This is a genomic window from Dactylosporangium roseum, assembly GCF_025264685.1.
GTDB lineage: Bacteria > Actinomycetota > Actinomycetes > Mycobacteriales > Micromonosporaceae > Dactylosporangium > Dactylosporangium roseum.
In genome coordinates, this window is record NZ_CP073721.1 from 4,993,139 (window position 1) to 5,015,441 (window position 22,303).

Annotated in this window: 16 protein-coding genes, 1 pseudogene and 2 riboswitches; of the genes and pseudogenes, 10 read left to right on the forward strand and 7 right to left on the reverse strand. The window is 74.4% G+C overall.

The genetic code is table 11. The annotated features are described in order from the left end of the window. Positions 1 to 163 precede the first annotated feature (163 nt). Both Drose_RS23415 and Drose_RS23420 read left to right on the forward strand, forming a co-directional pair. Positions 164 to 1,879 carry an ABC transporter ATP-binding protein gene (locus Drose_RS23415; protein ID WP_260723449.1) on the forward strand — a complete coding sequence of 572 codons (1,716 nt, stop codon included), beginning with the start codon at positions 164 to 166 and terminating at the stop codon, positions 1,877 to 1,879. Beyond that, positions 1,876 to 3,651, forward strand: coding sequence for an ABC transporter ATP-binding protein (locus Drose_RS23420; RefSeq protein WP_260723450.1), 1,776 nt, complete (start codon positions 1,876 to 1,878; stop codon positions 3,649 to 3,651). The genes Drose_RS23415 and Drose_RS23420 overlap by 4 nt, the downstream gene beginning before the upstream one ends. A 43-nt stretch (positions 3,652 to 3,694) precedes the next feature. Here Drose_RS23420 and Drose_RS23425 read toward each other — a convergent pair whose 3' ends face one another. Continuing rightward, entirely contained in the window at positions 3,695 to 4,459 is a 765-nt protein-coding gene (locus tag Drose_RS23425; RefSeq protein WP_260723451.1) for a C39 family peptidase, read from the reverse strand. 276 nt (positions 4,460 to 4,735) lie between these two features. Beyond that, positions 4,736 to 4,876: riboswitch (cyclic di-AMP (ydaO/yuaA leader) on the reverse strand. 165 nt (positions 4,877 to 5,041) lie between these two features. After that, entirely contained in the window at positions 5,042 to 5,800 is a 759-nt protein-coding gene (locus Drose_RS23430) for a hypothetical protein (RefSeq protein WP_260723452.1), read from the reverse strand. A 306-nt stretch (positions 5,801 to 6,106) separates the two neighbouring features. Beyond that, positions 6,107 to 6,250: riboswitch (cyclic di-AMP (ydaO/yuaA leader) on the reverse strand. A gap of 405 nt (positions 6,251 to 6,655) precedes the next feature. Between Drose_RS23430 and Drose_RS23435 the strand changes: the two genes are divergently transcribed. The 3 genes from Drose_RS23435 (at position 6,656) to Drose_RS23445 (ending at position 10,907) form a co-directional block, all read left to right on the forward strand. Beyond that, the gene (locus tag Drose_RS23435) at positions 6,656 to 8,788 is read left to right on the forward strand and encodes a heavy metal translocating P-type ATPase (RefSeq protein ID WP_260723453.1); all 2,133 of its coding nucleotides are present in this window, start codon (positions 6,656 to 6,658) and stop codon (positions 8,786 to 8,788) included. Between the two features lie 278 nt (positions 8,789 to 9,066). After that, positions 9,067 to 9,948 carry a universal stress protein gene (locus Drose_RS23440; RefSeq protein WP_260723454.1) on the forward strand — a complete coding sequence of 294 codons (882 nt, stop codon included), beginning with the start codon at positions 9,067 to 9,069 and terminating at the stop codon, positions 9,946 to 9,948. 101 nt (positions 9,949 to 10,049) lie between these two features. Then, positions 10,050 to 10,907: a universal stress protein gene (locus Drose_RS23445; protein ID WP_260723455.1), complete on the forward strand. Its 858-nt coding sequence runs from the start codon at positions 10,050 to 10,052 to the stop codon at positions 10,905 to 10,907. Positions 10,908 to 10,977: 70 nt separating this feature from the next. Here Drose_RS23445 and Drose_RS23450 read toward each other — a convergent pair whose 3' ends face one another. From Drose_RS23450 to Drose_RS23460, 3 genes and pseudogenes are all read right to left on the reverse strand, one after another. Beyond that, positions 10,978 to 11,190: a hypothetical protein gene (locus tag Drose_RS23450; RefSeq protein ID WP_260723456.1), complete on the reverse strand. Its 213-nt coding sequence runs from the start codon at positions 11,188 to 11,190 to the stop codon at positions 10,978 to 10,980. A 397-nt stretch (positions 11,191 to 11,587) separates the two neighbouring features. Next, a pseudogene (locus Drose_RS23455) lies at positions 11,588 to 11,974 on the reverse strand (CoA-binding protein); the annotation flags it as partial. A gap of 35 nt (positions 11,975 to 12,009) precedes the next feature. Next, positions 12,010 to 12,474: a Crp/Fnr family transcriptional regulator gene (locus Drose_RS23460; protein ID WP_260723457.1), complete on the reverse strand. Its 465-nt coding sequence runs from the start codon at positions 12,472 to 12,474 to the stop codon at positions 12,010 to 12,012. Between the two features lie 317 nt (positions 12,475 to 12,791). On the opposite strand from Drose_RS23460, the gene Drose_RS23465 reads away from it, so the two are divergent. Further along, a complete protein-coding gene (locus tag Drose_RS23465) occupies positions 12,792 to 13,118 on the forward strand; it encodes a hypothetical protein (RefSeq protein ID WP_260723458.1) in 327 nt (108 codons plus the stop codon). Between the two features lie 7 nt (positions 13,119 to 13,125). Here the strand turns inward: Drose_RS23465 and Drose_RS23470 are convergent, their stop codons facing one another. Beyond that, positions 13,126 to 15,750 carry a universal stress protein gene (locus Drose_RS23470; protein WP_260723459.1) on the reverse strand — a complete coding sequence of 875 codons (2,625 nt, stop codon included), beginning with the start codon at positions 15,748 to 15,750 and terminating at the stop codon, positions 13,126 to 13,128. Between the two features lie 155 nt (positions 15,751 to 15,905). Next, positions 15,906 to 16,799 carry a universal stress protein gene (locus Drose_RS23475; protein WP_260723460.1) on the reverse strand — a complete coding sequence of 298 codons (894 nt, stop codon included), beginning with the start codon at positions 16,797 to 16,799 and terminating at the stop codon, positions 15,906 to 15,908. 281 nt (positions 16,800 to 17,080) lie between these two features. Between Drose_RS23475 and Drose_RS23480 the strand changes: the two genes are divergently transcribed. The 4 genes from Drose_RS23480 (at position 17,081) to Drose_RS23495 (ending at position 22,212) form a co-directional block, all read left to right on the forward strand. Then, the gene (locus Drose_RS23480) at positions 17,081 to 17,902 is read left to right on the forward strand and encodes a universal stress protein (RefSeq protein ID WP_260723461.1); all 822 of its coding nucleotides are present in this window, start codon (positions 17,081 to 17,083) and stop codon (positions 17,900 to 17,902) included. A gap of 104 nt (positions 17,903 to 18,006) precedes the next feature. Then, positions 18,007 to 19,053 carry a type I glyceraldehyde-3-phosphate dehydrogenase gene (gap, locus tag Drose_RS23485; protein ID WP_260723462.1) on the forward strand — a complete coding sequence of 349 codons (1,047 nt, stop codon included), beginning with the start codon at positions 18,007 to 18,009 and terminating at the stop codon, positions 19,051 to 19,053. 61 nt (positions 19,054 to 19,114) lie between these two features. Further along, on the forward strand, positions 19,115 to 19,555 hold the full coding sequence (locus Drose_RS23490) for a CBS domain-containing protein (protein ID WP_260723463.1): 441 nt from the start codon (positions 19,115 to 19,117) through the stop codon (positions 19,553 to 19,555). A 5-nt stretch (positions 19,556 to 19,560) separates the two neighbouring features. After that, positions 19,561 to 22,212, forward strand: coding sequence for a bifunctional acetate--CoA ligase family protein/GNAT family N-acetyltransferase (locus Drose_RS23495; RefSeq protein ID WP_260723464.1), 2,652 nt, complete (start codon positions 19,561 to 19,563; stop codon positions 22,210 to 22,212). Positions 22,213 to 22,303 lie beyond the last annotated feature (91 nt).

Consider the following 22,303-nt stretch of genomic DNA (forward strand, 5'->3'; position numbering starts at 1 on the left):
CCACCGACCAGCCGGCATCGACCGGGACGCATGCGGTGGTCACCGCCGGGCCCCGCTTTCGCGCCGGAACCGGGCGAGCGCGGCCAGGCGCACCCGCGCCATCTGTCGGCGATCCCGCAGTTAGGGTAGCCTGCGCTTACCACGAGCGGCGCAGGGAGTGCGATTGGGTCCGAACGAGCCACCGGTGACCGCCGGCCGGTTGTTGCGGCGCGTGCTGCGCCGTCACCGCGGCCGGATCACCGCCGGGGTGCTGCTGCTCTGCACCCACCAGGCGGCCGAGGCGGCAGTGCCGGTCGCCATCGGCGTCATCATCGACCGGGCCGTGACAACCGGGGACGAGACGGCGATCGTGCTGTCGGTGCTCGCACTCGCTGCGCTGTTCACGGTGCTGTCCCTCGCCTGGCGCTTCGGCGCCCGGCTGTCCACGACCGCGGTCGAGCGGGAGACGCACCTGCTGCGGGTCGAGCTCGCCGGCCGGGTGCTCGACCCGCGCGGGCACACCGCCGGGCTGCGCGACGGCGAGCTCATCACCGTCGCGTCCTCCGATGCCGAGAACACGAGCTCCGTGATCCGCGTGGCCGGCTTCGGCCTCGCCGCGTCGACCGCCCTCACCGTCGCCGCGGTGGCGTTGCTCATGGTGGACGTCCCGCTGGGGATCGGCGTTCTCGTCGGGGTGCCCGTCATCGTCCTGGCCCTGCACCGCCTCGCGCCGCTGCTGACCCGGCGCAGCGCCGACCAGCAGGCGGCGCTCGCCACCACGACCGCGCTCGCCACCGATCTGGTCAGCGGGCTGCGGGTGCTGCGCGGCATCGGCGCCGGGCACACCGCCGCCGGCCGGTACGCCGCGTCGAGCCAGCGGGCACTCGCGGTGACGTTACGTGCCGCCACCACCAAGGGCGTCTACCGGGGCATCACCACCGCGGTCAACGGCCTGTTCCTGGCGGTCGTCGCCGGGTTCGCCGGATGGCTGGCGGTCCGGGGCCGGTTGAGCGTGGGCGAGTTGGTCGCCGTCGTCGGGCTCGCCCAGTTCGTCGCCGAGCCGGTGCAGACGCTCGGTTACTGCGTCCAGTTGTACGCGACGGCCAAGGCCTCGGCGATGCGGGTGGCCGGTGTGCTCGCCGCTCCGGTGCGGCTGCGGCGGGGAGGACGGCCGGCTCCGGCGCCCACACCGGTCCGCGTCCACCTGGACAGGGTCGGCTACCGCACCCTCGACGGGCTCACGCTGGAGGCCAGAGCCGGGGAGCTGCTCGGCGTCGTCGCGTACGACCCCCGCGACGCCGACGCGCTGCGCGCGCTGCTCGCGGGGCGGGTGCCGCGCGCGGAGTACGAGGGGGCGATCGTCGTCGACGGGGTTCCCGCCGAGGACCTCGACCCGGCCGCCGCCCGGGCGGTCGTCCTGGTCGAGCCGCACGTGACCCAGTTGTTCGAGGGCAGCCTGCGGGACAACCTCGTGGCATCCTCCGCCGCCGGGACGGTCCGGCTCGCCGCCGCGATCCGGGCCGCCGCGGCCGACGACGTCGTGAACGCCCACCCCGACGGGCTCGACCACCGCATCCATGAGGGCGGTGCCAACCTCTCCGGCGGCCAGCGCCAACGCATCGCGCTGGCGCGCGCCCTCGTCGCCGGCCCACCGGTGCTCGTCCTGCACGACCCCACCACCGCCGTCGACCCGGTCACCGAAGGCCTCATCGCCGAGGGCATCGCGCGCCTGCGCCGCACCGGCCGCACCGACAGCACCGTCCTGATCACCAGCAGCCCGACGCTCCTGGACCGCACCGACCGGGTCGTGGTGCTCGACGCCGGCCGGGCCGCCGCCGAGGGCACCCACACCGAACTGGTCGACACCGACAGCCGCTACCGGGAAGCGGTGCTGCGGTGATCCTTCCCGTCGCCACCGGCCGGCAGACCTGGGCCGCGCTCGGCGCCGAGTTCCGGCGGCTGCCGGGCCGGACCGCCGCCGCGGTGCTCACCGTCGTCGCCGCCGGTGCCGGTGGCCTCGTCGCGCCGTGGGTCCTCGGCCACATGGTCGACGACATCGTCGCCGGCACGGACCCCGGCCGCATCCTCGGCGCCGCGGCCGTCGTGGCCTGCGCCGCCGTGCTCGGTGGCGCGCTCACCGCGCTCGGCAGCGTCCTCGTCGCGCGCCTCGGCGAGACGATCCTCGCCCGGCTGCGGGAGCGCGTCATCGACCGGGCGCTGCACATCCCGTCGGCAACCGTCGAGAAGGCCGGCACCGGCGACCTCGTGGCCCGCGCCGGCGACGACGTGGCCGTCGTGACCAACGCGATCACCGCCACCGGCCCGGACTTCGTCAGCGCGATCACGACCGTCACCCTCACCGCCGGCGGGCTGTTCGCCCTGGACTGGCGGCTCGGGCTCGCCGGGCTCGCCGCGGGCCCGGTGTACGTGTTCGCGCTGCGCTGGTACCTGCCCCGCTCCGCGCCGTTCTACGCCCGGGAACGGGAGGTCACCGCCGAACGCACCCAGGCCATGGTGGACGCGTTGCGCGGCGTCGAGACCGTCCACGCGTACCGTCTCGAGGACGCGCACCTGCGGCACATCACCGGCCGTTCCCAGGCCGCCGTGGACGTGGTGCTGCGGGTCCTCAGGCAGTTCCTCAGGTTCGGGGGCTGGATCAACCGGGCCGAGTTCGTGGGCCTCGGCGCGGTCCTCGTCGTCGGGTTCCTCCTGGTGCGTGACGGCCAGGCCACGGTCGGCGCCACCACCGCCGCCGCGCTGTACTTCCACCGGCTGTTCAATCCGATCGGCATGCTGGTCCTCGAGTTCGACACGATCCAGCAGGCCGGGGCGAGCCTCGCCCGGCTGGTCGGAGTGGCACGACTCACACCGTCACCGTCACCGGCTCCCGGCGGCCCGGTGCCCGCCGACACCGGCATCGAGGTCACCGGGCTGCACTACCGGTACGACGACGGCCCGCCCGTGCTGCGGGACGTGACACTGCGGATCGCGCCCGGCGAGCGGGTCGCGCTCGTCGGGGCGAGCGGCGCCGGCAAGACCACCCTGGCCGGCGTCGCCGGCGGCGTCCTGGCCCCGGTGGAGGGCACCGTCCGGCTCGGCGGGGTCGACCTGGCCGCGCTCGGCGAGGCGGCGGTCCGGCGCCGGATCTGCCTGATCAGCCAGGAGGTCCACGTCTTCGCTGGAACGCTGCTCGACGACGTCCGGCTCGCCCGCGCCGACGCCACCGAGGAGGCGGTCGTCGCCGCGCTCGAACTGGTGGGCGCGCTCGACTGGGTCCGGGCGCTGCCCGACGGCCTGCACACCCACGTCGGTGAAGGGGGCCACCAGCTCACCGCCGCGCAGGCGCAGCACCTCGCCCTCGCCCGCCTGGTGCTCATGGACCCGGAGGTGGCGATCCTGGACGAGGCGACCGCCGAGGCCGGCAGTGCCGGCGCCCGCGAACTGGAACGTGCGGCGGCCGCCGCGACCGCCGGCCGGACCACCCTCGTCGTCGCGCACCGGCTCACCCAGGCCGCCCGGGCCGACCGGATCGTCCTGCTGGAGCACGGCACGGTCGCCGAGGTCGGCCGGCACGAGGATCTGGTGCGGGCCGGTGGGCGGTACAGCCGGCTGTGGCACGGCTGGACCGGCGGTCACCACGACGTCCCGGCCGCCGCGGGCGGCACCGGCTGACGGCCCCGGTACGCGCGCCGCGGTGGCGCACACGGAAGGGTGCTCAGGCCGAGTAGCCCCGCGCCGCCACCCAGTTGGCCATGGCTCCGGTCGACATCCAGTACGTGCGCGGGCCGAACATGCCCGACGGATCGGCGATCTGGACGGTGCCGCCGTGGTCGCGGTATCCGACGATCGTGACGTAGTGACCGCCGGGGAACTCGTGCCAGACTCCCCCGGCGTCCCGCGCGCCGCCGACGATGTTGGCGACGATCGCACGTCCACCGCTGAGTGCGCGGACGACGTCCTGCCGGAGCTGCCCGGCTTCCGCGTCGGTCGCCTTCTGGCCCGGGATCGTTCGGGTCTGGTACACGTCCTTGCCGAGCACGCTGTTGAGCGCCCGCGTGGTGTCGTTCGCCGAGTCGGTGCCGCTGACCGTGGTCCCGAGCTTCCTCGCGATCTCGTCCTGGGACAGGTTTACACCGTTGGAGGTCAGTGCGATCCGCGTGGACGCCGGGCCGCAGTAGTAGTAGTTCGGCTGGAACTGGAAGTCGTAGTCGACCACCTTCTGCGCCGGCGCGTTCGAGGCCGCGGCCGTCGGCGCCTGGCTCGGCGGTGCCTCTTTCGCAGGACCGTTGCCGGCGACGACGGCAGCCCGCGCGAGGGCCGCGGCGGCGCTGTCATGGGCGTCGGCCGGGCCCTGGGTCTGGTTCAGCAGCGCCGCGGTGGCCGCGGCCACGACGACCAGTGCGGCGGAGCCCAAGAGGGCGGGGTACGAGCGACGCGGAGGGGCGTGCCGGAACTTCTTGTGGTCTGGGCGAGGTTGCACGGTGGAACTCCTGAACAGTTGCCGTCTGACCGGCATGGTCGAGCGAATGGGTGAGGTGGGAACGCGCCGGACGGCGGTGACCCGGCCGGGGTGTGGACGCGGAAGTCTCGCCGCTCGGCAGCGCCGAGCGGCGAGACGTCGTGCGTCAACTGGATGCGGCGCGGTGCGGCCGCCGGTTGCTCCGGGGCGTCCTTACGGGATGGTCACGCTCCGGCAGGGCGCCGTGCGCACAGGGGGCAGGCAGGCGCGCCACGATTCCGGTCGAACATGCTGAGACTCTCCTTCCAAGACCGCCTACCGGGTTAGCTGACGGATTCGGGCGGGAAGCTCGCCCTACCACGGACGGTGAGGCCCATGGATTCACCCCGGGACTGCTTGGGTCCCCGGCTCGTGTGCACGACTCGGCGGGTCTGTGCCGGCGCCGTCCTGTGACGGCAAACGACCAGCTCAGACGATGTGACACTACTGTCGCGATCCGGTCCTGCCAAGCCTGCGAACGGATCCTGCGGCCTTCCGCACGCACGACGGCCGTGACCGGACAGACGTTGCTACGCAACGCATCGAGTGAACTACTATCCAGCGTCATACGACGGCGGCCACGATCTGCTCGGCGAGGGGCTGCCACTTGGCGTAGGCGTCCGGAAACGCGGACACCTGCACGGTCTGCGCCGCGACGGTGACGGCCATCCGCTCCCAGCCGGAGACCTTCACCAGCGCCGCGTAGAAGCGGCGCGCGGATTCGCGCGGATCCATGAGCTGAGCGACCGTTCCCCAGCTCGGCCGCTGCTGGAACAGGCCGACCGAGTCGTGGTCGGAGCCGACACCCTCGTTGGGGCGGCGCAACGACTCCGGAACGTTCGCGTTCGCGAGGTTTCGCAGATGGCTTTCCTGCAGGGCGGTGGCGATCGCCACCACCAACGCGCGCTGCGGCAACCGCAACTGCTGGCCGGCCTCGATGATGGCGACGGCGTTGTCCATCTCGGCCCGGGTGAGCCCGCCGACGGGCTGGTGGACGGTCGGTGACGCCTTCGGCGCGGACGTCTTCGGCGGCGGCGCCGACGGTTGCCGGTTGGGCTGTTCCCGCCCGCGCTCGTCACCGCGGGACACGGCGCTCCGGGCCGCCTCCGCGCGTTGCGCATCGCTCTCCAGCGCCATCTCGGCCCGCGACACCGGCCCGGAATCCGGTCTGATGGACGAAGAGGACGGTACCAACGACGAGCCGAGCGCCGCGACCGCGACGACGGCCGCGGCGGAGTACAGCCCGATTCTCGGACGGGCCGCATGGCAGCCGCGGCGGGACCGGCGCCGGTGGCTGGGGCCGTCGGTCTCAGCGGCGGACATGCGGTGCCCCCGGGACCGGGATGGTTGTGACATGACGTGTGGGCAAGTGCTTCACGGGAAACCTCGACAGACCTGCGGAGAACGCGACCGCCGGCAGAACGTGCCGGCGGGATGAGGAGACCCGGCCCCGTCTGTCCAGAGAGGACAGACGAACGTGGGCCGTGATCGTCGCGGGGCGAGCGGCATCGGTGCCGGAACGGCTACCGGATCGGACTCCGTCCGGGCGCCGCCGGTGCGGTGTGGACACTCGGGCCGCAGGTCGAGGTGCGGCGGCTGACGCGCCGCCATACGGGGGTCTGCACGCGATACTCCTTCCGAGACCGCCTACCGGGTTAGCTGACGGATTCGGGCGGGAAGATCGCCCTACCGCGGGGCCCGAAGCCCCGTGGATTCACCCCAGTTGTGCTTGGTTCCCCGGCTCGTGCGAACACGACTCGACGGGTCCGCCGTGACGTCACCTCGAACGGCGACGGCAAGCCACGACGAACGGCCTGACCATAACGGATTGGTATACCTGCGTAAACCCCTGCTTGCATCTGCCACCGGGCACGCCGCGGCACGGCGATACGCCCACTGCGTCACCGGGTGCTGGCGCGTCGGAACGTGGGCAAGCGACTGCCATCGCCCGGGGTGCGACGGCGCGACGGCGGCCGTGTGCGTCCATCCCACCGCGACGACCAGCAGGACGGCGACGACCGCGAACCAGCGAGCGCCGTGTCCGCCGGCGCGCCGGGTGGCGAGCCGCGCCGTCGCGACCATCATCTCCTATCCCGCATCGGAGATGAATAGTGTCCGGCACCACTCAGGCGATATATACCCCAGGGGGGTATAGTTCCCGGCGGAAGGGAGCCGAGCATGTCCGAACACACCACCCACCACTCCCGCGGTCACGGTGCGCGCGCGCCGCACGGCGCACACCACCCGCCCGCTACCCCGGCGGGCCCGGGTGAACCACACGGCGGGCACGACAAGCACGCCGGGCACGACAAGCACGCCGGGCACGACCCGGAGGCGTTCCGGCGCACGTTCTGGCTGTCGCTGGCGCTGACCGTGCCGGTCGTCGCGACGAGCCACATGGTCATGGACTGGTTCGGGTACCGGCTGGACTTTCCCGGCATGGCCTGGGTCGGCCCGGTGCTCGGTACCGTCGTCTTCCTCTACGGCGGATGGCCGTTCCTGGCCGGGGCGGTCAGCGAGATCCACGACCGCGCGCCCGGCATGATGCTGCTCATCGCCATGGCGATCACCGTGGCCTACACGGCGTCGCTGGCCACCAGCCTCGGGCTGTTCGGCCTCGAGTTCTGGTGGGAGCTCGCCGCCCTGGTCACCATCATGCTGCTGGGCCACTGGCAGGAGATGAAGGCGATCGGCCAGGCCAGCGGCGCGCTCGCGGCGCTCGCGGCGCTGCTGCCCGACGACGCCGAGCGGCTCGACGCCGGCGGGACACCCCAGCGGGTGACCCTCGCAGAGCTCCGCGTCGGCGACACGGTCCTGGTCCGCGCCGGCGGCCGCGTGCCGGCCGACGGACGGATCGTCGGCGGCGCCGCGGAGCTCGACGAGTCGATGGTGACCGGCGAGTCACGGCCGGTCGCCCGTACCATCGGCGACCGGGTGGTGGCCGGGACGGTCGCCACCGACTCGGCGCTGCGGGTGCGGGTCGCGGCCGTCGGCGACGACACCGCCCTGGCCGGCATCCAGCGCCTCGTCAGCGACGCGCAGCGGTCGCGGGGCCGGGCCCAGGTCCTCGCCGACCGGTTCGCCGCCTGGCTGTTCTACGTCGCCGTCGGCGCCGGCCTGGTCACCTTCGCCGCGTGGTGGGTCCTCGGCGACCCGCAGGAGTCGGTCGTGCGGACCGTCACCGTGCTCGTCATCGCGTGCCCGCACGCGCTCGGCCTCGCCATCCCGCTCGTCGTCGCACTGTCCACGGCGGTGTCCGCGCGGGCCGGAATCCTGGTCAAGGACCGGCTCGCGCTGGAGCGGATGCGCACCGTCGACGCCGTGCTGTTCGACAAGACCGGCACGCTGACCATGGGCGCGCACACCGTCACCGCCACGGCCGCCACCGCCGGCACCGACCCCGATGAGGCGTTGCGGATCGCCGGCGCGGTCGAGTCCGACAGCGAACACCCGCTCGCCCGGGCACTGGTCGCGGCGGCGGACCGCAGCGGCGGCCCGGCCCTGCGGGCGGCCGGGTTCCGGTCGCTGCCCGGCCGCGGGGTCCGCGCCACCGTCGACGGCGCCGACCATGCCGTCGGCGGACCCGCACTGCTGCGGGAGCTGCGGGTGACGGTCCCGGACGATCTCGCCGCGGCCACCGCGGCCTGGGCCGGCCGCGGCGCCGCCGTACTGCACCTCGTGCGCCTGACGGGCGGCCCCGACGACCCCGGCGTCGTCGCGGCCTTCGCACTCGAGGACGAGGTCCGCCCCGAGGCCCGGCAGGCGATCGTCGACCTGCGCGCCGAGGGCGTCGGCAAGATCGTCATGATCACGGGCGACGCCCGCCAGGTCGCCGACGCGGTGGCGGCCGACCTCGGCCTGCGCCCCGGCGTCGACGAGGTCTTCGCCGAGGTGCTGCCGGCGGACAAGGACCGCACCGTCGCCGCCCTGCAGGAGCGGGGCCTCCGGGTCGCGATGGTCGGCGACGGTGTCAACGACGCGCCCGCCCTCGCCCGCGCCGACGTGGGCATCGCCATCGGCGCCGGCACCGACGTCGCCATCGAGTCGGCGGGGGTGGTACTCGCCTCGTCCGACCCGCGCGGCGTCGCCGGCGTGCTCCGGCTGTCCCGGGCCGGCTACCGCAAGATGGTCCAGAACCTGGCGTGGGCCGCCGGCTACAACGTCGTGGCCCTGCCGCTCGCCGCCGGCGTCCTCGCCTGGGCCGGGGTGACGCTCAGCCCCGCCGTCGGCGCCGTGCTCATGTCCGCCTCGACCATCGTCGTCGCGCTCAACGCACAGTTGCTGCGCCGAGTGCGGCTGGCCCCGCGGTGATCCGGCCGCCGGACGCTCTCGTCGAGGGCGTCCGGCGGCCGTTCCACCCGGGCGGCGACCCGCAACCGGACGACCGCGCAAGACCCACGTGTGCCGTCCCGCGCCCTTAGCGGGATCGAGAGCGGCGGCGCCCGGTTGACGTCCGAGACGGAACGTCCCGGCCCGCACGGGTCCAACGACCCTGGCAACCGCACCGCCGGGGCAGGACGCTCGAGGTGGCCCGGCGCACGGAAAGGGACGCGCCGGGCACCGGTCGCGCTCCTGAGGAGGTATCCGCCATGAGCACCGGAACCACGGTGATCGTCGGGGTCGACGGCTCACCCGACAGTCTCCGCGCGGTCGACTGGGCCGCGGCCGACGCGCTGCGCCGGCACCGCCCGCTCCGTATCGTGCACGCGTTCCTGTGGCCCGCCGTGTACCCGCCGCCGGCCCTCCCCGTGCCGCCGCAACTGTACGAGCAGACCATGCGCGAGGCCGCCCAGCAGATCCTCGACGAAGCCGTCACCCGGGCCCGCACCGTCGCCCCGGCGCTCGACGTCGGCACCGACATGCCGATCCAGCAGGCGGCCGCCGCACTCGTGGCCGCCTCCAGGCACGCCGCCACCGTCGTCGTGGGCAACCGCGGCCTCGGCGGCTTCACCGGCCTGCTCCTCGGCTCCGTCGGCGTCGAACTCGCCGCCCACGCCGCGTGCCCGGTCGTCGTCGTACGGCACACCGACCGGCCGCCCGGCCCGGAGGCCGGACGGGTCCTCGTCGGCGTCGACGGCTCCCACGACGCCGAACGCGCGCTGCGGTTCGCCTTCGAGCAGGCCTCGTTCCGCGGCACCGGGCTCACCGCCGTCCAGGTGGGTCCGCGGCCCGGCACCACGGGCCCCGACGACCTGCTGCCGCTGGTCCACGACGAGGAGACCCTCCAGGACTTCGAGCTGCGTGCCCTCGCCGAATCGGTCACCGGCTGGGTCGAGAAGTACCCGGACGTCGACGTCCGCCGTGTCGCCGTGCGCGGCCGCGCGGCCGAGGTGCTGACCGAACTGTCCGCCGGGGCGGAGCTGCTCGTCGTCGGCTCCCGCGGCCGTGGCGGCTTCACCGGACTGCTGCTGGGTTCCGTGAGCCAGGCCGTCATCCAGCACGCCGCCTGCCCGGTGGCGGTCGTCCGCTGAGGGTGGACCACGACGGACCTGCACAGCAGGCGCTTGCCGGGGCATGGTGAAGAGTGGAGAGGCCGCCGTCGGCGGCGGTCCCACCGGCAAGGGAGGGCGTCATGACCGCCAACCGTCGTCCGGTGATCGTGGGTGTCGACGGCTCGCCGGCCGGCCTCGGCGCGGTCCGCTGGGCCGCCGACGAGGCGGTGCGCCACGGCAAGCCGCTCCGGATCACCCACGCGCTGGGCGTTCCAGGCCCGTTCGAGCAGCCCTTCGAGCAGGTCGTGGACGAGCACGACATCGCGCTCGACGCGGCGACAGAGGCCCGCGGCTGGTATCCCGGCCTGCACATCACCACGTCCACCTGGCACGGTAGTCCGGCCCACGTGCTCGTCGAGGAGTCGCGCCATGCGAGCCTCGTGGTGGTGGGCAGCCGCCGGACGGGAGGCTTCCGTTCGCTGCTGGTCGGCTCCGTCGGGCTCCAGTTGGCCGCGCGTGCGTACTGCCCTGTGCTGATCGTCCACAACGCGGAGCGCTGGGCCGCGCCGGAGAGTCCGCTGCCGCGGCAGCCGATCGTCGTCGGTTTCGACGGCTCGGCACACTCCGATTTCGCGGTGGGTCTGGCGTTCTCGGAGGCAGCGACGCGCGGTGTGGAACTGGTCGCGGTGCGCGCGTGGCGCGAGCAGGCACGCCGCTGGGGCCGCGGCGCGGACCTCACCCGGCTCGCCGCCGCCGTGCGCGACGCGCTGGCCGCCGACCTGGAACCGTGGCAGGCGAAGTATCCCACCGTGCCGGTCGGCCTGCGCGCCGTCCGCGGCACGGCGGCCCCGGTCCTGCTCGCCGAGGGCAGTGACGCCCTCATGGTCGTGCTCGGTCCCCGCGGACGGGGCGGGCTCGACGACGTCCGGCTCGGCTCGGTGACCCAGCAGGTGCTCGACCACGCCTCGATTCCCGTCCTCATCGCCCAGCACGCCTGACGGCACGCAAGCGGCAGTGCCGGGCCGTCGGGCCCGGCGCCCCGGTGCGGTGCCGTCCGCGGGCCGGCGGCTACAACCCGACCTCGTCGAGCAGTTCGGCGGCCCGCCGCTGCTCGTCCGTCACACCCTCGCCGCACAGCAGCCGGGCCGCGGCCGCCAGTGCCTCGATGCGCCGCTCCGCGCGGCACAGTCGCAACATCGCGTCGCCGGTGTCGGTGGTCGGCAACCACACGTGTGCGGTCCCCGGGCGCGGTGCCGTCCGTGGTGTCATCGTCGCGGTCATCGTCGACACCTCCCCCTGCCTGCGCTGCTCGGTCCTTCCGTCACCTCGAGCGTTTCCCAGCGCCGCGCGCAGGTTCAGGCCGTTGGTCCCGAGCAGGGCCGCCTTCCGGCCGGAAGCCGCCGGCTCAGGTGGGGGCGGAGGCGCCGTAGCGGGCCCGGATGCGGCAGATCCGCGTCCGGGCCCGGCCTTCGGTCCAGACCCTCGGCGCCGACCGGCACACGGCCCGGTGCTTCGGCGCCAACCACGGCGCCGCGGCCGACAGCCGCACCGGGTGCTGCTCCGTGCCCGGCGCGCCGATGCGGTGGTGCCGGACCAGCGGCCGGACCTCCGGCTCGGCTCGCGGGCGGAGGCCGCGGTACACCTCGGAACGAGGCGTGGTGCCGCCGACGACCATCTGCGCCAGGGCACGTTCCGTCCCGACGCACCTGTCCTCGACGTACTCGAGACCGGCGTCGTGGGCGGCCTGGCGCGCCTGCGGGCTGGTGATGCCCGATTGCAGCCACACCCCGCCGGCCCCGATCGCCAACGCCTCACGCACCAGCCGCGGCGCCTCCCGCGCGGGCCGGAACACGTCCACCAGGTCGACGTGCACCGGGATGTCCGCGAGCCGGGCATACGCCTGCTCGCCGAACACCCGGTCCGCGTGCGGGTTGACCGGGATGACGCGCCATCCCTGCTCCTGCAACGACTTCGGCACCCAGTGCGCGGGCTTCTGCGGATCACGGGACGCACCCACGACGGCAATCGTGTGCGCCCCGGCAAGGATCTCCCTCGCGGTGCGCATCGGACTCATCTCCTGAGGTCTCGCGGCGGTCGTCGTCATGCCGGCGCCGTGTACAGGTCGAGCAGCCGGATCCTGGTGGCCTGCATCCGGTCGACGACGACCGCCATGAAGCGCTTGGTCAGCTCGTAGCCGAACTCGGGGTCGGCGTCGCACATCGCGCGGGTGGCGGGGCCGTCGACGGCGATGCTGAGCAGCGGACCGGCGGCGACGGCACCGAAGTGCCAGCGGTACGGCGGGAAGAGCCAGGACCAGCCGAGCACCGTACCGGGGCCGATGGTCTCGAGGACGACGACGTCCTCGCGGCCGGGCACCCGGATGTCGAGGTTGACGTAGCCGTCGCGGATGAGCCAGTACCGGTCCGCGCGGCCGTTCTCCTCGAAGAGCCGCGCCCCGGCGCGCAACGGTGCGCGGTGCGCCCAGCGGGCCAGGCGCGCGAGGTGGTGCGGTGGCAGACCGGTGAGGAACGGATGCGCGACGAGCAGGTCGAACGTGGTGATCATGGCGTTTCCTCGGTGGTCGTGGGTGGGTGCGCGTCCGGGGCGCGCGGTTCGGCGGTGCCGCCGATGCGCCGACCGCGCACCACGCGGCGCGGCTCGCACACCCGGGACTCGCCGAACCGGTCGTGCCGCCCGCCGCGGCGGTGGAGGTGCGCTTCCTGGGTACAGATGTCCGTTCCATCACATCGGGGGCGTCACTACCCCCGGTAGGGCCGTTCGACCCCTTCCGAGGGCCGGAAGACCGGGCTTCGTGAGGTGTCCGCACTGTACGGCCACCCCGCCACCGTCTACGTTGTCAGAAGGGGCGGGAGGTGAGTCGCATGGCCGCCACGTTGCTCGTCGTAGCGATCTTCAGCGCTGTCTACCTGACGCTGATCGCCTTGCACGCGACCGCCATCAGGCACCACGCCGACGGTGGCCGGTTCGACCGGCGGCCCCGGCTGGCGGTCTGGCTGGCAGCCCATCTGAGACCGGACCCGCGGGACAGGGTTCCGGCGGACCCGGGCCTTGCCCGGGACGAACGCCTCGCCGTCAGGCGGCTGCTGAGCGGAGACCTGGACAAGGACGGGTACCGCGAGACGCTGGCCGGGATCGCCGCGCAGGACGCGGCGGCGCACCCGCTGCAGCTACCGCGGTCACGGCAGTAGACGGACGTCATCCACCGGCTCGGCCCGCCTCCCGGGACGCCGGCCGGTCCGGCCGCGGGTCGCCGGCGTGACGCCCGTGCGCGGCGGCCGGAAGGGTGATGACGACGGTACGGCCACCGCCCGGCGTACGTTCGTGCCGCAGGGTGCCGCCCATGGTCTCGGTGAGCCCGCGGGCCAGACGCTGCGTCACGTCGGCCCCCGGGCAGGACGGCTCCGCGCCGCTGCCGTGGTCGATCAGGCGGATCCGGACGTGTTCCCGCTCGACGGCGGCGGCGATGGCCGGCGGGCTGTCGGGCGGGCTGCGGCGCAGCGCGTCGGTGGCCAGACCGGCGACGGCCCGGGTCAGCAACCGGCTGTCGGCGATGACGTAGGGCAGCACCTCGGGCAGCCGCAGCAGGATGGGCCGGCCGTCGGCGCCGAGGTCGTCGAACGCGGCGACGATCACCTCCGCGACATCCACCGGGCGCAGGCGGCAGTCCAGCGCGCCCGCCTCGAGCCGGCAGAGCGCGTCGAGGTCGGCGAGCAGGTTGACCGCGCCGTCGATCTGCGCCTGCGCCGCGGCGAACCTGGCCCGGCCGCTCGCTGGGAGGCGTCCGACGTGGTCGGCCGCGTCGGCGAGCGCGGCCTTGGCGGCGGCGAGCGAGCCGCACAGGTCGGGGATGGCGGCCGCCGGCGGCCCCTGGAGCGCCGAGGTCGTGGCCCTCGCCTCGACCGGGCAGGTGAGCCCGGTCGCGATGCGCGTGAGGTAGGCGGTGAGGATGCGTTCGTCGCTGGCGCTGAGCCGGCGGCCGACCCCGGCGACGCGGAGACGTTCCCGGACCGGAACGGCGATGTCGGCGTCCTCGGGCCGTTCCGGCGGTTGGCTGCCGGCGCTGGCGACGACGCACCAGCGGGTGGTCGTGGTGTCGCTGTCGAGCCGCCGTTCGAGCAGGCTGACCCCACGCAGGCCGAAGGCCTGGCGAAGCTGTTCGAGCAGCGCGGGCGGGCCGTCGTACCCGCGCAGCGCATCCGCGGCCAGCGTGCTCAGGATGCTCGCCTGCGCCGACTCGTACGTCGTCAGGCGCACCCGCTGCGCGGTCGTCTCGACGGCCAGGCCCACCAACGCTCCGGTGATGACGAACGCGCTGAGCACGGCCACGTCGGTGAGGCCGTTCGCACCCGCGGCGAACTGCGGCAGGAACCGGCCGGCCAGCAGGCCGGCCGCCAGTGCGGCGGCGACCGCCGGGTACAGGCCCCCGATCAGGGCGACCACCAGCACGACGACGAGGTAGAGCGCCGGGCCGGCGGCCGTACCGGCCACCCGGTGCAGCTCCGCCATGCACACCGTCGACGCCGACAGGAGCAGCGCCGCGAGCACGACCGCGTACCAGCGCCGGTGCGGGCCGAGCCCGCTGGCGAGCCGGGGCCACGCCAGGCGCGGCGGCCTGGCAGCGCCTTCGTGGGTGACGATGTGGACGTTGATCGGCCCGCACAACCGGATGACCTTCGCCGCGATGTCCTCACCCGTGAGCAGGCGGGCGCATCGGCCCCGCCGGCTCACGCCGAGCACGATCTGGGTCGCGTTCTGCGCCTGAGCGGTCGACAGCAGCGCGTCGGCGACGTCGTCGCCGATCACGCGCTGATAGCATCCGCCCAGCGATTCCACCAGCGCCTGCTGGCGTGCCAGCACCGCCGGGTCAGCGCCGATCAGCCCGCTGCTCACGGTGACGTGCACCGCCACCAGATCGCACCCGGGGATCCTGGCCGCGATGCGGGCCGCCCGCCGGATGAGCGTCTCACCGCCGACGTCGCCGGTGAGCCCGACCAGGATCCGTTCGCGCGCCTCCCAGGAGGCCGCGATGCCGTGCTCGGCCCGGTAGCGCTGGAGTCCCTCGTCGACCCGGCCGGCGACCCACAGCAGCGCCAGCTCACGCAGCGCGGTGAGGTTGCCCGGACGGAAGTAGTGGGTCAGCGCGGTCTCGATGCGGTCCGCCGGGTAGACGTCGCCGTGCACCATCCTCCGGCGCAGCGCCTCGGCCGACAGGTCCACCAGCTCGATCTGGTCGGCGCGGCGGGCCACCTCGTCGGGCAGCCGCTCGTGCTGCACGGTCCCGGTGATCTGCCGCACCGTGTCGTTGAGCGACTCCAGGTGTTGCACGTTCAGCGTGGTGATGACGTCGATCCCGGCCGCCAGCAGTTCCTCGACGTCCTGCCACCGTTTGCTGTTGCGGGAGCCGGGCACGTTGGTGTGCGCCAGCTCGTCGACCAGCGCGACCTGCGGATGCCGGTCCAGCACCGCGTCCAGGTCCAGCTCGGTGAAGCTCATGTCGCGATAGGTCAGGGTGCGGCGCGGGACCGTCTCCAGGCCTTCCGCCATGGCGGCGATCGGCATGCGCCCGTGCGGCTCGACGAATCCGACGACCACGTCGGTGCCCCGTGCCAGACGGTGGCGACCCTCGTCCAGCATGGCGTAGGTCTTCCCCACCCCGGGTGCGGCACCGAGGTAGATCCTGAGATGACCGCGGGCCGTCGCCCGCGCCGTGTCTGCGTCCATGTCCGTCACCCGCGCCCGGTACGCGTCCCCGCCGGTGATCGCCATGAGATCCGCGTATTCGCGAAGGACCCGCTCGACGACCTCGTTCGGCCGGACCATGCCTCCAAGGCTATGACGGTGCTGCACGCCGTGCTCATGCCCGGGTGGCGAAGACCGTCACCGTCAGCCGTGCGGCTGGTGGACGACCGCGACCGGACCGGGCGCGTGGCGGCCAGGGGCGAGGTGGTCACGGCGCTTCGTCCGATCCGTGGACGTCAGGTGCGTGCCGCGGGTGGGGTCGCGCCCGGCGAACCGTGCGCGATCAGCACCGGGCAATGCGCCCGGTGCAGCAGGCGCATGCCGACCGAGCCGAGCAGCAGCCCGGCGAACCCGCCTCGCCCGCGACTGCCGACGACCACCAACTGCGCCTGTCGTGAACGGTCGACGAGCACATCGGCGGCCTCACCCGCGACACCGTGGAACTCCCACGGGACGTCCGGGCAGCGTTCGGCCGCCGCGGTCACCTGCCGGGCCGCCTCGTCGGCCAGCGCCCGCTGGACCTCGGCCGAGTCGTGCAGCAGCGGAGGCGCGCCGACCGGGAGCGGCACGATCGGTGTCTCGATGGCCCGCACGGCCTTCAGGCCACAGCCGCGCTGCCGCGCCTCGTCGAACGCCAGCGCCAGCGCGAGGCCGGATGACTCGGAGCCGTCGATGCCGACGAGGACGTCGCCGGCCGCGTCCGGCCGGCCGCGGACGACCGCGACGGGACACGTCGAGTGGATCGCGACCTGCTGACTGACCGATCCGAGCAGCGCACCGGTGGCGGCCTGCCGGCCCCGGGTGCCGACCACCACCAGGGCCGCCCCGGATCCGGCCTTCACCAGCACGTCAGCCGGGTGACCCGGCACCGCCGCCGCCCGCACGACGACGTCGGGAGCCACGGCGGACACCTCCCGCGTGACGTCCTCGACCAGCATGTCGGCGAGCTGCTGTGCCGCCTCGGCGAGTTCTCCGCCCGGCGCGAACGCGGTCAGCGGCACCCTCCAGCGGTAGGCCAGCAGGACCCGCAGCGGCACGCCCCGCCGTGCCGCGACCGCCACCGCCCAGCGCGCGGCCAGCACCGACGGCTCGCCGCCGTCGACACCGACCACAACCGTCCCGTCGTCCACGCCTACCCCCCGTTCGACGGCACGTCCCGGAGCCGGACACCCGGGGCCGTCCGTCCCTCCGTCTCCCCTGCCGCGGGAACCACACGCGGGATCCGGCCGATTCACCCGCCGTGGGTGACCGTCGACGGGCACCGCGGGACCGCGGCCGCGCGGCGGCTCGGGAGGGCCGCATCGACCGGCCGGCGCGCCGGTCGATAATGGCCGTCGTGGCCGCGGCGGATGCCGTCGCGCATCCGCCGGCCGTACCGAGGCCGCATCAGTGCGCACAAAGGGGGCAGGACGTGAGGGTGGACTTCACCGGCATCGTCGTCGGCAGTGACGGGTCCGCGTCGTCGGACGAGGCGGTCAGGTGGGCCGCGGCCGAGGCCGTCCGGGCCGGCGTCCCGCTGCGGGTCGTGGTGGCCTACCACTGGCGCTGGCCCGGGCGTCCGGCGCGCGCCGAGGAACTCGACCGGTTCGCCCGCGAGCACGCCGAGACCATGGTCGCGCGGTCGGTGACGGTGGCGCGGCAGGCGGAGCCGGCGGTCGCGGTGGACGGCGTCGCGGTCATGGGTGTGCCGGCCGACGTGCTGCTGACCTCGGCCGCGAAGGCGGCGATGCTCGTCGTCGGCGCCAAGAGCGACCACGGGTTCGCCGCGGCGCTGCTCGGCTCGGTCGCGTTCGAGGTGGCGACGTATGCGACCTGTCCGGTGACGGTCGTCCGCGGTCGCGCAGACGGCGCGACCGGCCCGGTGATCGCCGCCGTCGACGGTTCGGCGGCCGCCGAAGGGGTGCTCGCGACAGGCTTCGAGCAGGCCGCCCGGCGCGGATGCGACCTGCTCGCCCTGCGCGTCCACCCGCCGGAGGCACCGGTGGCCGCCGAGCTCGCCGCGAGCCTGGCGCCGTGGCGCGCGCGACATCCGGCGGTCCGGGCGCAGTCCCGGCTCGTCGACGGCCACCCCGCGCAGGTCCTGGTGGAGGCGTCGCGGGACGCGCGACTGGTCGTGGTGGGTCACCGCGGTCACGGCGGCTTCGCGGGACTGCTGCTCGGTTCGGTCGGCCAAGCGCTGCTGCACCACGCCGGCTGCCCGGTCCTCGTGCTCCGCGGAGCGCCGCCGCGCTGACCGCGCTCGCCGGTCGTCCCGGCACGACCGGGACCTTCGCCTCTCGCGCGACCGATGGCGCCTGGCAACGCTGGGGGCAACGGCATCAGGCATTGGAGGCCACCATGACCTACCGGGTCGCCATCAACGGGTTCGGCCGGATCGGCCGGGACTTCGTCCGCTGCCTCGTCGAGCGTGGCCTGCTCGGCGGGGCGTTCAGCGTCGTCGCCGTCAACGACCTGTTCGACACCGCGGCGCTGGCCCATCTGCTGGAGTACGACTCCACGTTCGGCCGCCTGCGCGCCACGGTCGAGCTCGACCCGTCCGGCGGCGGCATGACGGTGGGCGGGCAGTACATCGAGGTGCTCCGCCAGCGCGACCCGGCGTTCCTGCCGTGGGCGGACCTGGGCGTCGACCTCGTCGTCGAGTCGACCGGCCGGTTCCGCACCCGCGAGGACGCGGCCCAGCACCTCAAGGCCGGCGCGAAGAAGGTGCTCGTCTCCGCGCCCGGCAAGGAGGTGGACGCCACGATCGTCCTGGGCGTGAACACCGCCGCCTACGACGCCGTCCGGCACGACGTGGTGTCCGCCGCGTCCTGCACCACCAACTGCGCCGCGCCGATGGTCCAGGTGCTGCACCAGGCGTTCGGCCTGGAGCAGGGCTTCCTGACCACGGTGCACGCGTACACCAACGACCAGAACGTGCTCGACGGCCCGCACAAGGACCTGCGCCGGGCCCGCACCGCCGCCACCAACATCATCCCGACCAGTACCGGAGCCGCCAAGGCGATCGGGCTGGTACTGCCCGAGCTGGCCGGCCGGCTCGACGGCGTCGCGCTGCGGGTGCCCGTCGAGGACGGCTCGTTGACGGACCTCACCTGCCGGCTCGCGCAGCCGGTCACGGCGGACCAGGTCAACGCCGCGTTCGCCGCCGCGGCGGAGGGCCACCTCAAGGGCATCCTGCGGTACAGCGAGCTGCCACTCGTCTCGCGCGACATCGTCGGCGACCCGTCCTCGTGCGTGTTCGACGCCCCGCTGACCCAGGCCGACGGGCACCTCGTCAAGGTGTTCGGCTGGTACGACAACGAGTGGGGGTACACGAACCGGCTGGTCGACCTGGCCACCACGGTGATCGCGGGCGGTGCTGATGACCTGGGACCTCAGGGCGGGTGACCTTCGGCCCGTGCGCCGGGCGCCGCCGCGGCCGAGGGTTGACGTGAAGGAGGTGGGTCCGATGAGCGACCTGTTCGTCCGTGACGTCATGACCGCGGCGGTTCTCGTGGCGACACCGGAATGCCGGTACCAGCAGATCGTCGACGTCCTCACGGGGTACGACGTGAGCGGGCTGCCGGTGGTCGACGACGACGACCACGTGATCGGCATGGTGTCCGAGGCGGACGTCCTGCGGCCGAACGGCCACGCCACCGCCCGTGAGCTGATGACCGGCCCGGCGGTGACCGTGGACGCCGGCGCTCCGGTCGGCGATGCCGTCGACCTCATGGAACGCCACCACCTCAAGCGACTGGCGGTGACCGACGGGCCGGACGGCCGGCTCGTCGGCATCGTCACCCGCCGGGACATCCTGCGCCATACCGTGCGCGGCGAGGCGCCCCGGTGTGACATGCCCGACGACGTGCTCGTGCAGCACTACGTGACCGGGGCGGGGTCACGGTGAACGGCGTGGACTGTCTGACGATGGACGGCCGGGTCGTTCGGGTCCGGACGATCCTGCTCGAGGACGCGCCGGCGCTGCTCGCCCTGCACCGGCGGCTCTCCCCGGACAGCCGGTACCTGCGGTTCTTCAGTGCCGGCGCGGCGCTGGAGGCGGAGGTCCGCCGCCTCGCCCGGCCGTCCGGGCCGGACCACGTCAGCCTCCTCGTCGAGGAGGGCGACGACGTCCTCGCCGCCGGCTCGTACGAGCGGGTCGACGCGACGCACGCCGACTTCGCGCTCGTGGTCGACGACGACCACCACGGCGAGGGCCTGGGCACGCTGCTGCTCGAGCACCTCGCGGCCGCGGCCCGGCGGGCGGGCATCACCGAACTGATCGGCGACGTGCTGGCGAACAACGCCGCCATGCTGCGGGTGAGCGGAGACCTCGCCCCGGGCGTCGCCCGCCGGCTCGGCAGCGACTCCGGGACGGTCCAGGTGCGGGTGCCGACGCTGCCGGACGAGGCCGCCCTGGCCGCGGTCGGCGTCCGGGACCGCACCGCGGCGCACCACTCGTTGCGGCCCCTGCTGACACCCGCCTCGGTGGCGGTCATCGGTGCGGGGCGGCGTCCCGGCGGGATCGGCCACGAGGTACTGGCGGCGTTGCGCGCCGGTGGGTACACCGGTGCGCTCTACGCGGTGAACCCGCACGCCCAGGAGGTGTGCGGGCTCGTCGCCCACCCGACCGTGGCCGCGACCGGCGCCGCCGTGGATCTCGCCGTCGTCGCGGTTCCGGCCGCGGCGGTCCCCGACGTGGTGCGGCAGTGCTGCGCGGCGGGCGTGCGCGCGGCGGTGATCCTCAGCGCCGGTGTCGATCCGCTGACCCAGTCGGAGATCGTGCGCCATGCGCGCCGGCACGGCATGCGGATCGTCGGCCCGAACTGCCTGGGCGTGGTCAACACCGACCCCGCCGTGCGGCTGACCGCCACCTTCGCGGCGGCACCGCCCGTCGCGGGCGGTCTGGCCGTGGCGTCGCAGTCCGGTGCGGTGGGCGTGGCGATCCTGGACGCGGCGGCGCGCTGCGGCATCGGGATCTCCGGCTTCGTGTCGCTGGGCAACAAGGCGGATGTCAGCGGCAACGACCTGCTCGCCTACTGGTACGACGACCCGGCGACCCGCGCCGTCGCCCTGTACCTGGAATCGTTCGGCAACCCGCGCCGGTTCGCCTGGGTGGCCCGGGCCATCGCCAGACGCAAGCCGGTGCTGGCCGTCAAGAGCGGCCGTTCCGAGGGCGGGCAGCGGGCGGGCGCGTCGCACACCGCGGCCGCGGCGGCCACGGACAGCACCGTGGCGGCACTGTTCGAGCAGGCCGGCGTGATCCGCACCGACACGCTCGGCGAACTGCTGGACACCGTCCGCGTCCTGGTCGACCAGCCGCTCGCCGCCGGTCACCGGCTGGCCGTCGTGGGCAACGCCGGCGGGCTCAACGCGCTGGCGGCCGACGCCGCCGAGACCGCGGCACTCACCGTCCCCGCGCTCTCGCCCGCCTGCGTCGAGCGGCTGGGCGTGAGCGGGACGGCCGCCGCGAATCCGGTCGACCTCGGCGCCGAGGCCACGCCCGAGGCGCTGGCCGGCGCCATCCGGGCCGTCGCCCGGTCCGGCGAGGCGGACCTGCTGCTCGTCACGTTCGTCTCGACCAGGACCAACGACTGCGGTGCGACGCTGGCGGCCGTCGGGGCGGCCGTCGACGACTGCCCGCAACTGCCGGTCGCCGTCGTCGTGGTCGGCGCGGCGGACGCGCCGGGCAGCCTCGGCGCCCGGCGCGTGCCGGTCTTCGACCTGCCGGAACCGGCCGTGCTCGCCATGGGCCGGGCCGCGCGGTACGCGGCCTGGCGGCGGGAACCGGTCGGGGACCGTCCCGCACTGCGCGACGTGGACCATGGCACCGCCCGCGGCATCGTGCAGCGGGCGCTCGCGGCCGGCGGCGGCTGGCAGCCCGCCGACGTGGCCAGGTCCCTGCTGGCCTGTTACGGCGTGCCGGTCGTGGACACCCGGACCGCCGCGGACGCCGACGAGGCGGTCCGGCTCGCCGACGCGATCTCCTATCCGGTCGCGGTGAAGGCCGCGGCGCCGGAGGTCGTACACAAGAGCGACATCGGGGCCGTCTGGCTCGGGCTCGCCGACGGGGCGGCGGTGCGCCGGGCGTACCGTGCGATCGGCATGGCGGTCGGCGCCGCACGGCCCGCCGTCACCGTGCAGCCGATGGCCGATCCGGGTGTCGAGCTGGTGGCCGGCGTGGCCCACGATCCGCTGTTCGGCTCCCTGGTCATGGTCGGCCTGGGCGGCGTGCACACGGACCTGCTCGGCGACCGGACGCTCCGGCTGCTGCCGCTGACCGACCACGACGCCTCGGCGATGTGGCGCGGGCTGCGCGGTGCGCCGCTGCTGACCGGCTACCGCGGCGCACCACCCGCGGACACGGCCGCGCTGGAGGACCTGTTGCTGCGGCTCGGTCGTCTCGCGGAGGACTTTCCCGAGGTCGCGGAGCTCGACCTGAACCCGGTCCTCGCCGGCCCGGACGGCTGCGCCGCGGTCGACGTGAAACTGCGCCTGGCCCCGGTCGGCAGCGAGCCCGACCCGTACCTGCGGCACCTGCTGCGACAGACGGCGGGCACCCCGTGAGGCAGGGACGAAAGTCCTGACGGTTGCGATCCAACGCCCCTATCTCATCGACGCCACTCGTTCGACGCTGGACTCGGGACACCTGGAGGAG